Source organism: Rhizobium sp. SAFR-030, assembly GCF_059415005.1.
This window is the reverse complement of record NZ_JBPFDO010000001.1, coordinates 611,032-624,406: the sequence shown is the minus strand read 5'-3', so window position 1 is coordinate 624,406 and position 13,375 is coordinate 611,032. Positions and strand designations below refer to the sequence as shown.

Sequence of the window (13,375 nt, the reverse complement as noted above, 5' to 3'; positions counted from 1 at the left end):
GAGGGATCATGGCAAGTCCGACATCCGCCCCGATCGATCTTTCCGCCGCCTTCGGCATGGTGCCGACAGGGCTTTCCGACTGGCTGGTCGTCCTGCCGCCGACATTGATGATCGGGCTCGGCGCCATCGTCATGATGATCCGCCACCGGACGCGCCTGCACGCGATGATCGCGCTGCCCGGCCTTGCGCTGCTGGTGCTGATCGATGCGGCGCTTCTGTGGAAGGTGGTTGCGGGCGGACCGGTCACCATGGTCATGGGTCGCTGGCTGCCGCCCTTCGGCATCGCCTTCACGGTTGACATCTTCGGCGCGCTGATGGCGCTCGCCGCGGCGATTGCAGCGCTTGCCGCCGGCATCTATGCGCTCGACGACATCAACGAAGGCGGCCGTCGCTACGGCTTCTACCCCTTCCTGCTGCTGTTGATGGCCGGTGTCTCCGGCGCCTTCCTGACCGGCGACATCTTCAACCTCTATGTCTGGTTCGAGGTGCTGCTGATCTCCTCCTTCGGCCTGCTGATCCTCGGCTCGGAGCGCGAGCAGATCGACGGGGCGCTGAAATACGCCATCCTCAACCTGCTCGGCACGACCTTCTTCCTGATCGCCGTCGGCTACCTCTATGCGATCTTCGGCACCCTCAACATGGCCGACATCGCGCTGCGGGTCCGCGACATCGGCAACGCGCCGCTGATGACGCTGACCGCCCTGTTCGTGCTGGCCTTCGCGATGAAATCGGCAGCCTTTCCGGTGAATTTCTGGCTGCCCGCCTCGTATCACACGCCGCGCATCACCGTGTCGGCGCTGTTCGGCGGCCTGCTCACCAAGGTCGGCATCTATGCGCTGATGCGGGTGGTGGTCATGCTGTTTCCGCTGCAGCGCGAGGAACTGAGCCTCGTGATCGGCGGCGTCGCGGTTCTGACCATGCTGGTCGGGGCGCTGGGCATGCTGGCGCAGAACGATCTGCGGAGGATGGTCGGCTACGCGGTGATCGCCGGCATCGGCAACATCCTTGCCGGCATCGCGCTCGGCACGGTGACCGGCATCGCCGGCGCCGTACTTTACGCGCTGCACTCGATCCTCGCGATGACGGCGCTCTATCTGGTCGTCGGCCGCGCCGCCGCCTTGTCGCACACCTGGAGCCTTGGCGCTGCGGGTGGCCTCTACCGGCTGGCGCCGGGGTTCGCCTTCCTGTCGCTGGCGCTGTTCCTCGCGGTCGCAGGCCTTCCGCCGTTTTCCGGCCTGTGGCCGAAGATCATGCTGGTGAAGGCAGCGCTCGATGTCGGCGCCTGGTGGATGGCAGCAGCGATCCTCGTCTCCGGCTTCCTGTCGACCATCGCGCTTGCCCGTGTCTTCCTGCTTGCCTACTGGCGCCCGGCGAGCGAGCCGCAGGTCGCATCAGGCATAGGCACGCGGCCGCGCCGCCAGCGCTGGGCCACCGTCCCGATCGTTGCGCTGGTGGCGATCATCACCCTCTTCGGCCTGTTTCCGGAAGTGCCGCTCAACCTGTCGCAGAGTGCGGCCGAGGGTCTCCTTCAGCCATCCGCCTATATCCAGTCGGTGTTTCCGCAAGGAGCCGCGCCATGACCGCATTCGCCATGAACGTCATGTTCGCCGTCGTCTGGCTGGCGGTCAGCGGCAGCGCCAGTTTCATCAACTTCCTGTTCGGCTTTCTTGTCTCGGCGCTGGCGATCGGCCTCATCCGGGAGCAGGCGGAGGGCGTCAGCTACCTGCGGCGGATCGCCCGGATCGGCTCGCTGGTCGCGCTGTTCTTCAAGGAGCTGGCGCTGTCGGCCTGGAAGGTCGCGGTTCTGGTGACGCGGCCGAAGCTCGAGGTGCAGCCCGGCATCTTCGCCTATCCGCTGAAAGTCGACCGCGACTTCGAGATCACCCTGCTCGCCAACCTCATCACGCTGACGCCGGGCACGCTGTCGGTCGACGTGTCGGCGGATCGCAAGCTGCTCTACGTCCACGCGATCGACTGCACCGACGTCGAGGGCACCTGCCGTGACATCGCCAACGGCTTCGAGCGCAAGATCATGGAGGCATTCCGCTGATGAACGACGAGCTGCTGATGTCCGGCGCCATCTGGATCGCCCTTGCCCTTCTTGCCCTGTCCTTCCTGCTGACGACCTGGCGGGTGATTGCCGGCCCGACGCTCGGCGACCGGGTCGTCGCCCTCGACATGCTGGTCGGCATTGCCATCGGCTTTATCGCCGTGATTGCCGTGAAGACCGGCTTTACCCTCTACATCGACGTGGCGATCGCACTCGGCCTGGTCGGCTTCCTGGCGACAGTCGCATTTGCCCGCTTCATCCTGTCGCGCCGGACGGCCGACGAGGAGGGGGAGGAGGGGGATCCGCAGGATGGCCGGGCCTATCCGCCGGACGGCGTGGCAGAGAGCCCAGCACCGGGAGCCAAGCGATGAGCCTCGTCCTCACCCTGATCACCGCTGCACTGCTGGTCGCAGGTGCGGCCTTCGCGCTGATCGCCTCGATCGGTCTGGTGCGACTACCGGACCTCTTTACCCGCATGCATGCGGCGTCGAAGGCCGGAACCGTCGGATCGGGTCTCCTGCTGCTGGCCGCAGGCCTGCACGCGGGTGACATGGCGATCTTCATGCGGTCGATCGCCGGTTTCCTGTTTTTCATCCTGACGGCACCTATTTCGGCACATCTTCTTGCCAAGGCGGCACATCAAGTCGGCTATCGCCTGTATGGAAAGACGGTCGTTGACGACTTGCGGCGTGATCGTCCGCTGGATTAACTATTGGTCGGCGCGGATTACTTGGAAACCGCCACTAAGCCGGCAGGCGTTGCAAAGATATTCGCCTTTCAACGGCAGCTCAGGCATGCCAAAATACCCGCAAATTGTATTTGGACTTTCATCCGAAGGGTGTTAATCGCTTTTCTGTAGAGCGCAGATGATGATACTGGTTCGACATATGCATTAGCCCTAATTTTCCTAACATATCAAATGGAAAAGCTAGGGCTTGTTGATTCCGGTCGGCTTAGACCAGTATCTGCATCAGCCTTCGGCCCAAAGTCGTTCCCGCGTAGATCTAGGGGTGGATCTACGTTCCTGTGGAAGAACGGGACACGCACTTTGGCATTCGGCGTGCTCTGCAAACGGCAGGTCTCGTTTCGACCTGTCAGTCGAACGAAACAGGAGACAAGAAATGACAGAACCCGTAGCCGGCAAGGCACCCGATCTTCTGGTGGAATTGACCGCCGATATCGTCGCCGCCTATGTCAGCAACCACGTCGTTCCGGTTGGCGACCTCTCCAACCTGATCGCCGATATCCACAGCGCCCTCAGCAACACTACATCGCCCGCGCCGGTCCCGGCCGCGGTCGAAAAGCCGAAGCCGCCGGTTCCGATCCGCAAGTCGATCGAAGACGACTATCTCATCTGCCTGGAAGACGGCCAGAAGTTCAAGTCGCTCAAGCGCCATCTGATGACGCACTACAACATGACGCCCGAAGAATATCGCGAGAAGTGGGGTCTTCCCTCGGATTATCCGATGGTCGCACCTGCCTATGCCGAAGCGCGTTCGCGCCTGGCAAAGGAAATGGGCCTCGGTCAGCGCCGCAAGCGCGCCAAGTAACGGTCGCGACACGCGCACATCCGCAAGCGCCGGCAAACAAGCGCGTCCTGCATGCCCTCCCGGTCGCGGGAGCAGACTACGCACAGCGCGCTGCCTTGCGGCGCATTCTACGACGGCGTCCGATGGCGCCGCGTCCTGTCTTTGCCGGAGATGGACCCGATGCGGGCCCCTCCGGCAAGATCGCCTCCGGCGCTTTCAGGCCGCTGGAGAGACGGGGACGTGCGAAGGAAAATAATCCCACGCTCGGTGTGAATAACCTCTAAAATTCCCGGAGAATCAGCGCTGCATCTCCAGCGTGCGCTTTTTGCTATCCACACAGATCTCTCCGGGTGTATGAATTAATTCCTATTTGGGAGTTGTTCATGCCTTGCCAGAGATCATTGGAAATCCCCCGTCGCGCGCAGCCTGTGCCACCCGCTCCGGCAAGCCGGAACCTTGGGCAAGCGTCCGGCCGGCAAACGGCTGCAGAGCCATCCCCGCGAACGGGCCGCCCGACCTTGATGTCGCCGGCGCCTGCCGATGCGTCGGCTGAGGTGACGCCCGCCTGGTGCCGGTGCATGCATGATGTCGTCACGCCGCCCTCCGCCATGCAATGCGTCGAGATCTGCCGTATCGTCCGCTATATGGTGGCGGAGATGATCCACCTGTCGGGCGACCGCGTGCGCCTGCGCCAGGACCGCCGGCGCATGCTCTGCCACGTCCGGCAGATCGCCATGTATGTCTGCCATGTCGTGCTCAGCATCCCGCTCAGCGAGATCGGCCCGGCCTTCGGCCGCGACCGGACCACCGTGGGCCACGCCTGCCACGTGGTGGAGGATCGCCGCGACGACCGGGTCTACGACGATTTCATTTCATCCGTCGAGCGCATCGTCTCGGCCGTCTTCGCCCGCATGGAGGTGCCGCGCCATGACTAGATCCAGAACGACGCAAGGGCAGAAGGCGGATGCTGCCGCGGCGATCACCACGGCGGGGGTGACGAGGGCGGAGGCAAGGAACGTGTCGCGCCTGCTGCGCTGCCTGCTGGACGGCCGCAAGCTTCAGTTGGTGGAGACATCGTCGGAGCCCGACAGCCTGCTGCTGCAGGTGGGCGACAGCACGCAGGTCGTTCATCGCAGCGTCCTGCGACAGGCGGTTTCGCTGGGACTGGTCAAACAGGATGCCGGCGGCATCCTCGCCCGCCCGGAAGCGATCAGCTTCCTGCGCAGGGCAAAGCTGATGGCCCTGCCGGGCGAGGCGATCGCGGATACGGCCTATGCCGAACAGCATCGGGAGATCGTCGCCGACAGCGTCCCGGTGGAGGGGATGCGCCAGCCGGTACGCCGCAATCTGGCCGACCAGCCGCTGGCGGGGCTTGCCCGTCTGAAGGGCCGGGCAGGCAAGCCCTTCATGCCTGCCGATGCCGTGGAGGCGGGCGAACGGCTGGCGCGGGATTTCGATCGCGGGCAGTTGCAGCCGCGGGTTACCGCGCGCTGGGAGCCGCAGATGGAAATCCGCGGCAAGGGCGAACGCGGCGGGATGGCCGATCTGACCGATATGGCGGCTGCGGCGCGCCACCGGGTGGGCGAGGCGGCAGATGCCATGGGACCGGAGCTTGCCGGCGTGGCGCTCGATGTCTGCTGCTTCGGCAAGGGGCTGGAGCTTGTGGAGCGCGAACGCGGATGGCCGGTGCGTTCCGCCAAGCTGATGCTGCGCACCGCGCTGATGGCGCTTGCCCGGCATTACGCGCCGCCGCCGCCGCAGCGTCGGTTCAGCCATCGCTGGGGAGCGGAGGATTACCGTCCGGATCTCTGACGGCTTCCAGGAGCTTAGTGAGAGACGATGCCGCGTGCCTCGTCGCGAATGCGCTTGACCATTGAGCGCAGTCCGTTGGCCCGCTGCGACGACAGGTTTTCGACGAGGCCGATCCGGTCGAAGATCTCGATGACATCGGTGGTGGCGATCTCGGACGCCCGCTTGCCGGAATAGGCGGCAAGCACGATGGCCACCAGTCCGCGAACGATGTGCGCGTCGGAATCGCCCTCGTAGCGCATAACGGGATCGCTGCCGTCGCCCGGGTGCGAGACCACCCAGACCTGGCTGGCACAGCCGCTCACCTTGTTCTGCGCGGTGCGGTCCGCGTCCGGCAGGTCCGGCAGCGCCTTGCCGAGTTCGATGACGTAGCGATAGCGGTCTTCCCAATCCTCGAGGAACTCGAAGTCTTCGATGATCTGATCGATGCTGGTCATGCGGGCTCCTTGGGCATGCGTCTCATATAGGTGGCGCCCACCGCCACGAAAACGAAAAAAACGCCGCGAGAACAGGTTTCTCGCGGCGCCAGCAATCGGCTGAAGGGTGACAGGCAGAACAGGCATCGGAAGATCACGATGCAAGCTTTGGAAGAAGGGTCTCAGCGCTCCGGGCGCTTCTGCGGCAAAGGCACGGTGCCGGTCACCACGCTGTCGGTCGAACGGCGGCCCTCTGCCTCGGCCAGCTTCTGCGGCAGCGGCAGGCTGGGCGCCGAGGTCAGCGTCAGCTTCGGCATCGACGGCAAAAGCGCAGACGGATGTGCGGCAGGGGAGGCCGATGCCGTCGCAGCAGCCTGTTCGGCCGGCGCCAGCTGGCTGTCGAGGAATTCATAGGCCACCCGGGCGCCTTCCTTGGCACGGATGGCAAGGGCGGTGAAGGTTTCGCCGCCCTTGACGCAGACCTCGGGCTTTTCGCTGCAGAGGCCGCTGAGATAGGTGTAGGCACCGGTGGCGGCGGTGAATGCATCGGCGAGCTGAAGCTGTCCGGCGGTATTCTCGGTCGGCGCCTGCGGATGGCTGCTGAAATAGGACAGCACCACCAGGCCGGCCGCAAACACCACGCTTGTCTTGATCAGGAACCACATACTCGTTCACCTGCTGCTTCTCGTCGGCGCCGGATCGCTTCCGGTCTTGGGTGAGCCCAACCTAGGCTCGACCGGGAAACGTCCGATTGCGGCAAAAGCTGCGTTTTGAATCGCATTTGCATCAAATTTTATCGATCACCCGTTCCGGGGGGCTTCCGGCGGCTTTTCGTCAAACTTTAGCGGTCGCCGTTAAGCATAACTGTGGCGGTCGCTCCGGAAAGCTGGGGAAGAGCGGGCGGGGAGCCTGCCGCAATCCTTAACGAGATCCGGAAAATTGAAACAATTCCGCTGGTTACGCCCCATTAACCACGCCGGACGATGGTTCGTTCCGGGACAGCGAAACGGCTGTTTTGAGCCTTTGCGGACCCCTCCAGGGGGCTTCGTTTATAGTTTCCTTAAGCGCCCGACGCCTAAGGTCTGGGCATCAAGATTCGCGGTTAGGGTATAGAGTGCGCGTATTGACCAACATTGGCGAAAGGGCGATCCGGAGCATCGATCGGGCCTCCCTTCGCTGGCTCCAGCAGCTCGGCGACAACGGTTGCGTGCGCACCGGCGATGTCGTTGCGCTGCGCGTGCTGGCCCTTGCCTGCCTTGCCTGCCTGCTGTTGTTGCCGGCCATGTCGGCCATGCTGCTGAGCCCGGCGCTGGCCCTGCCGGTCGCCGCCGCGCTGATGCTGGCAAGCCTGGTGTGCCTTGCCGCTGCCGCCGTCCGCCTGTCGCGCAGCCGGGAGATCCAGCCTGCCGAGACGGCTGCCGACGACCTCGCTTTCGAGGCCTGCCCGGGTGTCGTCTTCCACTGCGACGCACACGGCATCGTGCTGCGCACCGGTGGCCGCGACCAGAACCTCCTGCCGACCTTCCGTCGCGATCCGCTCGGCCTGTCGCTTGCCGAACTCGTCCACGTCTCCGACCGCATTGCCGTTGCCCAGGCGCTGGACACTCTGCGCCAGGGCGAGAGCGTGGCGCTGGTCGATGCAAGGATCGAGCGTGGCCTCGATGCCGAAGGCGGCCGCCAGTTCCTCGCCGCACGGCTCGACCTGTCGGGTCTCTCGGACGGCGAGGGCGACCTTGTCGGCATCTTCGTCCAGATGCGCAATATCTCCGACGAACTGCAGCTGCGTGACGAGATCGTCGCCCGCCGGGAAGAAGCGGTATCGGCGCATGATGCCAAGTCGCGCTTCCTGGCCGCCGTAAGCCACGAAATGCGCACGCCGCTGAACGCCATCCTCGGTTTCTCCGACGTGCTGGCAGGCGAATATTTCGGCCGCCTGGAAAACGACCGCCAGCGGGAATACGTGGCGCTGATCCGCCAGTCCGGCGCTCATCTGCTGGCCGTCGTCAACACGATGCTCGACATGAGCCGCATCGAGGCCGGCCGCTACGAGCTGCTGACAGAACCCTTCCGCATCGCCGACGCGGTGGAGACCTGCCGCGCCATGCTCGACCTGCAGGCCCGCAGCAAGGGCATCACGCTCACCACCCGCATCGCCCGTGGGCTCGGTGAAGTGACCGCCGACCAGCGCGCGGTGCAGCAGATCCTGATCAATCTTGCCGGCAACGCCATCAAGTTCACCAAGTCGGGCGGCGTCGTGTCCATCGATGCGGCGCAGGTTGGCCGTGACATGAAGCTCGTCGTCAGCGACACCGGCATCGGCATCGCCGCCGACAAGATGGCCATGCTCGGCCAGCCCTTCATGCAGGTGCAGGGCGACTACGCCCGCGCCTTTGAGGGAACCGGCCTCGGACTGGCGCTGGTGAAGGGGCTGGTTGCGCTTCACGGTGGACGGTTCGAGATTGAAAGTCGCCCGGGTGACGGAACCGTGGTAACCATCACCCTCCCGATCGACGGCCGGGACGATCTGGAAGCCGGGCATGAAACCGGAGAGACGATCGAATTCCCGCCGCGTCTGAGAGCTCTCGGCGATGTGGCCGTAACATATGGACAGGGATTGGCGCATGAGCGCGCGGAAGCGAAAAGCGCCTGACCGGAAGAAGAGGCCGGTGAAGCAGCCCGGCATCCTCTGGCAGGCAGTGGTCGGTGCCGGACGTCTGGTGGCGCGCAAGCCGCGCGCGCTGGCAGGTGGCGTCTGCGCCGCCGTCGCCTTCAGCTTTGTCGCCGCAAACGCCCTCTGGTACCAGCCGGGAGGCCATCCGCACCCCTTCTTCCAGACCCGCGACCCAGAAGATCCCAATGCCATTGCCGGCTATCGTCCCGCCGAACGCGATGCGCCTGGCGAGGTCACCACCTTCCACATCGAACGCCAGAACGAAGTGCCGGCCGTACTGCCGGTAAGGCCGGCGGAGCAGCCGGCGCCGACGGCGATCGAACTGCCACAGTCGACGGCGACGACCTCCGGCACGGCGCGTCCGGCGATCCAGCCGTTCGTCGATCCGCTGATCGCGCAGCCGGGCGAAGAGAAGACCGCAGCCGCCGTCACCCCCGTTGTTCCGCCCGTCGTTCCCAAGGTCGTGCCGACCCAGCGGCCGGCCGGCAAGCTTGCGGCGGAAGATCCGGTGGCAGCCGCCATCCGCGCCTCCGAACGCCCGGCTCCGCAGCGTGCTCCGGCCGAGCGGAATGCGACGCAGGCGGCATCTGCGGCACGGCCGGCCATCGTCCCGCCGGCAGATGTGCCGTCCGACACGCCGGTCAACGCCCGGGCGACGCGGGCCGATCAGGTCGCCGCCCGCCCGACCAATGTTTCCGCCGGGTCGACGGTCGATCTGGTCATGCAGATCCAGCGCGGGCTGGTGAACATCGCCTATACCGACGTGACGATCGACGGCGTGGCCGGGGCCCAGACGCGGGCTGCCATCCGGCACTTCCAGAAGCACTACCGGCTGCCGGAGAACGGTGAGCCCTCCGAGATCGTGCTGCGCAAGCTGCGCTCGATCGGCGCGCTCTGAAGCCTTCGTCAGAGATGACGAACACGGCGACGTGACGCCGCCGCATCGACCCTCACAGGTTACTTCGGGTGTTCCTGGGCAAAGACCAGCATCTGCCAGACGACCGGACCGAGCACCCGGTGCTCGTGATGCGACGGCGGGATCGCCTGCCGCTTCCCGACCGCGATTTCGTCGCCGCAGGTCCTGCATCGGTAGATGCCGGCATTCGGCGGAACCTGACCCGGCAGCCATTGCTTGTCGAAGGCCGCGACCTCGCTGAGCACCAGATGGTCGGAATACTTGTACTTGGCCATTGCGTCTCCGTGGGGCGAGGCGGATGTCTGCGGGTTCAGGCGCACGCCTGTAATCCCTGACCGCCAAGAGTACGGCCAGACGGTTATCGAAACTTCAATGAAGGCGTACTCCCTGGTGCTGTTCTTCATCGAGCTCGTAGGCTAAGAAATGCCATGCGCCTGCGATCCGACATCTTCATTTCCGCCCTGACGCGCCGTGTCTTCGGGCTTGGCGGATTTGCCGCGGTCGAGCGGCGCGGTGCCGATCAGGCCGGCGCGATCTTCATCCGCCATCGACACCGCGACGGTACCGAGGACCTTTATGCACCGGCGCCGCAGATGATGGCGGGCGAGGATGGCGAGCGTCGCTTCGAACGGCGGCTGACGCGCGTCGAAGCCGCGGATGTCGACGCGACGATCGCCCGTGAGGCCCGTTTTGACAGCGATCTGTGGCTGGTGGAACTGGATGTCGACACGCTCGGCGACCTGTTTCCGGTCACGGACGACACCTAGCCGGCAGAGTAGCTGCGATCGGCCTACCGGCCGCCTCGGGCGATCTTCAGCGGCCGATGGGTGGCTGTGGTCCGCAGGCCTTGCGCCTCGGAAGGGTTTGCCGTGCCCGATGCGGGATCCGCATAGGTATAGTGATCGGCGCGGCGCCAGGCGTCGACGCGGCGGATGCACGCGTCCTCATCGAGTTGCGCCCACAGGATCGCGCCACGCGTCTCGTCGCCGATCGCCTCGCGCAGATGGCCGTAGAACCGTTCGAGCACGAACAGCGCCTCCCGGCGGCTCATGCCGATGCCCTTCAGCGTCGTGCCAAGTTGATGGCCCGAGATGTCGAGCATGATGCGTTCGGCAAGCCAGCGGCTGGCCGACAGCGCGTCGGAGAGCGTTGTCGCAAAAGCGTCGGCCTCGCGGGTGCGGGCAAAGCGGACGAGCAGCGCCTCCTGCACGGCGGTGATGGTACGAAGACCAAGACGGTCCGTATGCGGGCGGTGATGCTGTGCCGCCATCTGCTTCAGCCGCGATCGCAGGGCTTCCTCGCGGTCCGCCTGCGCGTCTGCCTGGGGGGCAGGTGGCTCGACGGGTGTCGACCGTATGGGTTCGATGGCGGCTGTCGTCTCGACCGGTCGTTCGGAAGTGCTGCGGCTCTGGCGCAGTCCGACCAGCGCATCGATGACGGCTGGCGAAAGATTGTCGCGCTTGACGATGGTGCGCGCGTGCTCCTCGCCCTGGGTGCGGGCGATGGTCACCAGTGTCTCGTCGTCGAGGCAGGGGGAGGCGACAAGGAACGGCGCGGCGATGGCAATGGGCTGGCAGGCGATAAAGAATGCGACGGCCGGCGGCACGTTCCGCGACTGCGACAGCGACGCCACGGCCTGTCGGCGGGCTTCCTCACTGGAGGCGGAGAACAGCGGCGAAAACAGTTCCGCGAACTGTCGCAGTTCCGACTTTGTCGGATGCGGCAGTTCCTCAAAACTGGTTACCGTGGCCATCAGAACCACATCCTTTCTGCGCATGGCCTGCGGCCTCTCAAGTTCACGATACCGGTCCACGGTCATATCCACCGACGCATTACAAAAGATAGACAGTCGAGCTTGCCCGCGACGGATCATCCGCCGGGATCCCGTCACTGGACAGGGTGAGGAGGCGAGGGGATCTACCCGCCGTCGCCCTCTCGGCATGGTTAAGACATGCTATGCAGCACGCGGTTAATGGCTGGTGAAGAAGCGCACAATGAGACAGCAGAAGGCGTCGCTTGTATCGAACCGTTGCAGGCAATCCCCGCATCGAACTCTGGGGAGGCCGGATATGCTTCGGCAACCCGTGATGGCGTGGCCGATCGGTGCGGCGGAGAGGCACCAGGAGCGGCGCTTCCATGAGAGCCGCAATCTATTAGCATTAACCTCCTGTTAACCCTGTTATGGCTCAATCCGGGTCACACCGCATGAGGCTTCTCCTGGTGGAGAGGGCGGCAGCACAATCCGGTTCGAACCCGGACTATGCTTGGCAAGGGTAGAGACTCACCGAGCCTCATGTTCGCATGCATCGCTGGAGCCTGCGGTTGCACTTGGCCGCAGCCTTGAACGAGAACGGCGCGGATACCTCGGTTGAGGATGCGCCGGCCCGCAGGTCGGGCAGGATGAAATCGGACGTCCCTTCATCCCTCTCGAAGTCCTCGAAGGAGACGCGCATGGCCGAGATTGTTGAATTGAAGACCTGGCGCGACACGCATCCGCAGCGCGTGCCGGTTCACCCGCCGCTGAAGCCGGAGATCTGGCTGGGCCAGAGGCCGCAGGCCGAGCTGTTGCTGTTCCTCGGCGTACGCTACGAGCGGATTGACGAACGGGAGGCTCCACGGCTCGACGGCATTCCGCTACGGTCCGACACCCATTGACACCCGGTTCGGCAGAAAATTATTCCCAGGCCATCGGGCTGCAATCGGCGCCGGCGAGAAAGGTCGTCGTCGACGGCCGCAGGCTCTGCTGCGGTGCCATCGCCCGCAACACGGCATATCCCTGAACCTGCTGGGTCTCGACGATGATCGACTGCATCAGCGTCGACGGCATTTCCTTGCGCAGCGCCGTCGCCTGCACCGGCGTCGCGACGATCACGTCCAGTTCGCCGCCCGCCGACGTACGGTCGTTGATGCTGAACGTCTCGTTGGAAGCGCTGTCGAAGGTGGCGAGCGACCAGAAGGGCACGCGGCCTTCGGCCGAAATCCGCACCGGCTCGTCGCTGAGGTCGAACGAGCAGACGGCGACCTCGAGGAACGGGTCTTCCTTGGCAAGCCCTGCAGCGTCCGGTCGGGCGCCGAGCGGATGGAAGCGGAACGGCGCGCCTTCGCCGGAGACCCGGCTGAACGCGTCGCGCTCGCTGAACGACGGCAGCGACAGGATGATCACCAGATGCAGGAGCGCGGCGCCGATGATGCCGGCGACGATCGCGAGCAGCAGTCTAAGCATTGCCGCACCCGATGCGCTGGAGCGACGGCATGGTGAGGTCGATCAAACCCGTGCTGCCGGCCGTCGGCGTGTCCAGCAGGTTGAGCACCAGCCGGAAGGACTGGCCGGCCCTGACGGCAAGCCAGTTGCCGGGCGCGGCGGCCGCGCCGATGGTGATCTCGAAGCTGCCGTCGCCACGGCGCAGCACGGTGTGCGAATTGAGCGCCGTCGGCAGGTCGCCGAAGGCGGTTGCCGCTTCGCCGCCGCTGCTCTGCGCAAACAGCGTCCACAGCCGCGCCGGTGGCGTCTGGCCTGTCATCCGGTAGCTGCACTGGCCCGACAGCGGCGCGCCTGAACTGTCGACGCTCGCCGAAAACGTCAGCCCCTCGGCACCGCCGAACAGCAACCGCCCGTCATTGGCGCGGTGCGCCTTGGCATAGGGGTCGGCGTCGATCGTCTGGGCCTGCGGAAAGGCTTCCCAGGCGCCGAGCTTGATCGCCCCGAAGCCTTCCGTCGCATCGAGCGCGATGAGGGTCGACCAGATGCCGCCGCCGAAGGCGATGATCAGGCTGAGGGCGACGAGAAGCGGCAGGCGGAACAAGCAGGGTGGCCTTTCTAGAAGTGTGGCCGAGGGTTAGCATTGTTTGGCTTGCGGGAAAATGGTGGAGCAGCGGGAGCGGACCATCAATTTGTGAGGGCCGTCGTGGGAGCCTGGCACTGACGCCTGGAACCAGTGCCCGCCACCAGGGCCATGGCGGCCTGGCGGTTCATTCTTGAGACGG

17 protein-coding genes are annotated in these 13,375 nt (G+C 65.2%); 11 read left to right on the top strand and 6 right to left on the bottom strand.

Translation table 11 applies throughout. The features are described from left to right. Nucleotides 1–8 precede the first annotated feature (8 nt). The 7 genes from ACR65N_RS03230 to ACR65N_RS03200 all read left to right on the top strand — a co-directional run bounded on the left by ACR65N_RS03230 (nt 9) and on the right by ACR65N_RS03200 (nt 5,391). Nucleotides 9–1,580 (top strand): Na+/H+ antiporter subunit D, encoded by a 1,572-nt coding sequence (locus ACR65N_RS03230; protein ID WP_440455707.1) that lies wholly within the window; start codon nt 9–11, stop codon nt 1,578–1,580. Next, complete coding sequence (locus tag ACR65N_RS03225) at nt 1,577–2,050, top strand: Na+/H+ antiporter subunit E (RefSeq protein ID WP_440455706.1); 474 nt, start codon at nt 1,577–1,579, stop codon at nt 2,048–2,050. The genes ACR65N_RS03230 and ACR65N_RS03225 overlap by 4 nt, the downstream gene beginning before the upstream one ends. Next, a complete protein-coding gene (locus tag ACR65N_RS03220; protein WP_430305519.1) occupies nt 2,050–2,421 on the top strand; it encodes a cation:proton antiporter in 372 nt (123 codons plus the stop codon). The genes ACR65N_RS03225 and ACR65N_RS03220 overlap by 1 nt, the downstream gene beginning before the upstream one ends. Beyond that, nucleotides 2,418–2,759: a monovalent cation/H(+) antiporter subunit G gene (gene mnhG / locus ACR65N_RS03215; RefSeq protein ID WP_430305518.1), complete on the top strand. Its 342-nt coding sequence runs from the start codon at nt 2,418–2,420 to the stop codon at nt 2,757–2,759. The genes ACR65N_RS03220 and mnhG overlap by 4 nt, the downstream gene beginning before the upstream one ends. A 412-nt stretch (nt 2,760–3,171) precedes the next feature. Then, entirely contained in the window at nt 3,172–3,600 is a 429-nt protein-coding gene (locus tag ACR65N_RS03210; RefSeq protein WP_430305517.1) for a Ros/MucR family transcriptional regulator, read from the top strand. Between the two features lie 557 nt (nt 3,601–4,157). Next, the gene (locus tag ACR65N_RS03205; RefSeq protein WP_430305516.1) at nt 4,158–4,514 is read left to right on the top strand and encodes a helix-turn-helix domain-containing protein; all 357 of its coding nucleotides are present in this window, start codon (nt 4,158–4,160) and stop codon (nt 4,512–4,514) included. Continuing rightward, nucleotides 4,507–5,391 (top strand): DUF6456 domain-containing protein, encoded by an 885-nt coding sequence (locus tag ACR65N_RS03200; RefSeq protein ID WP_440455705.1) that lies wholly within the window; start codon nt 4,507–4,509, stop codon nt 5,389–5,391. Before ACR65N_RS03205 ends, ACR65N_RS03200 begins: the two co-directional genes overlap by 8 nt. Nucleotides 5,392–5,405: 14 nt before the next feature. Here the strand turns inward: ACR65N_RS03200 and ACR65N_RS03195 are convergent, their stop codons facing one another. Beyond that, nucleotides 5,406–5,825: a SufE family protein gene (locus ACR65N_RS03195; protein ID WP_440455704.1), complete on the bottom strand. Its 420-nt coding sequence runs from the start codon at nt 5,823–5,825 to the stop codon at nt 5,406–5,408. A 161-nt stretch (nt 5,826–5,986) separates the two neighbouring features. Then, entirely contained in the window at nt 5,987–6,469 is a 483-nt protein-coding gene (locus ACR65N_RS03190; RefSeq protein ID WP_440455703.1) for a DUF5330 domain-containing protein, read from the bottom strand. 449 nt (nt 6,470–6,918) lie between these two features. Here ACR65N_RS03190 and ACR65N_RS03185 point away from each other — a divergent pair, with 449 nt between their 5' ends. Together ACR65N_RS03185 and ACR65N_RS03180 are read left to right on the top strand one after the other, a co-directional pair. Then, the gene (locus ACR65N_RS03185; RefSeq protein ID WP_440455702.1) at nt 6,919–8,454 is read left to right on the top strand and encodes a sensor histidine kinase; all 1,536 of its coding nucleotides are present in this window, start codon (nt 6,919–6,921) and stop codon (nt 8,452–8,454) included. Continuing rightward, a complete protein-coding gene (locus ACR65N_RS03180) occupies nt 8,426–9,373 on the top strand; it encodes a peptidoglycan-binding domain-containing protein (protein ID WP_440455701.1) in 948 nt (315 codons plus the stop codon). The genes ACR65N_RS03185 and ACR65N_RS03180 overlap by 29 nt, the downstream gene beginning before the upstream one ends. A 59-nt stretch (nt 9,374–9,432) precedes the next feature. Here ACR65N_RS03180 and ACR65N_RS03175 read toward each other — a convergent pair whose 3' ends face one another. Beyond that, complete coding sequence (locus tag ACR65N_RS03175) at nt 9,433–9,666, bottom strand: hypothetical protein (protein WP_440455700.1); 234 nt, start codon at nt 9,664–9,666, stop codon at nt 9,433–9,435. 153 nt (nt 9,667–9,819) lie between these two features. Between ACR65N_RS03175 and ACR65N_RS03170 the strand changes: the two genes are divergently transcribed. Then, nucleotides 9,820–10,158 carry a DUF1491 family protein gene (locus ACR65N_RS03170; RefSeq protein ID WP_440455699.1) on the top strand — a complete coding sequence of 113 codons (339 nt, stop codon included), beginning with the start codon at nt 9,820–9,822 and terminating at the stop codon, nt 10,156–10,158. A 23-nt stretch (nt 10,159–10,181) separates the two neighbouring features. On the opposite strand, the gene ACR65N_RS03165 is transcribed toward ACR65N_RS03170, so the two are convergent. Continuing rightward, nucleotides 10,182–11,144, bottom strand: a complete 963-nt coding sequence (locus ACR65N_RS03165) for a DUF2336 domain-containing protein (protein ID WP_440455698.1) — start codon at nt 11,142–11,144, stop codon at nt 10,182–10,184. Nucleotides 11,145–11,842: 698 nt separating this feature from the next. Between ACR65N_RS03165 and ACR65N_RS03160 the strand changes: the two genes are divergently transcribed. Next, complete coding sequence (locus ACR65N_RS03160) at nt 11,843–12,046, top strand: hypothetical protein (RefSeq protein WP_430305507.1); 204 nt, start codon at nt 11,843–11,845, stop codon at nt 12,044–12,046. Between the two features lie 19 nt (nt 12,047–12,065). Here ACR65N_RS03160 and ACR65N_RS03155 read toward each other — a convergent pair whose 3' ends face one another. Continuing rightward, a complete protein-coding gene (locus ACR65N_RS03155) occupies nt 12,066–12,614 on the bottom strand; it encodes a DUF1254 domain-containing protein (RefSeq protein ID WP_430305506.1) in 549 nt (182 codons plus the stop codon). Then, entirely contained in the window at nt 12,607–13,194 is a 588-nt protein-coding gene (locus ACR65N_RS03150; RefSeq protein ID WP_430305505.1) for a DUF1214 domain-containing protein, read from the bottom strand. The genes ACR65N_RS03155 and ACR65N_RS03150 overlap by 8 nt, the downstream gene beginning before the upstream one ends. Nucleotides 13,195–13,375 lie beyond the last annotated feature (181 nt).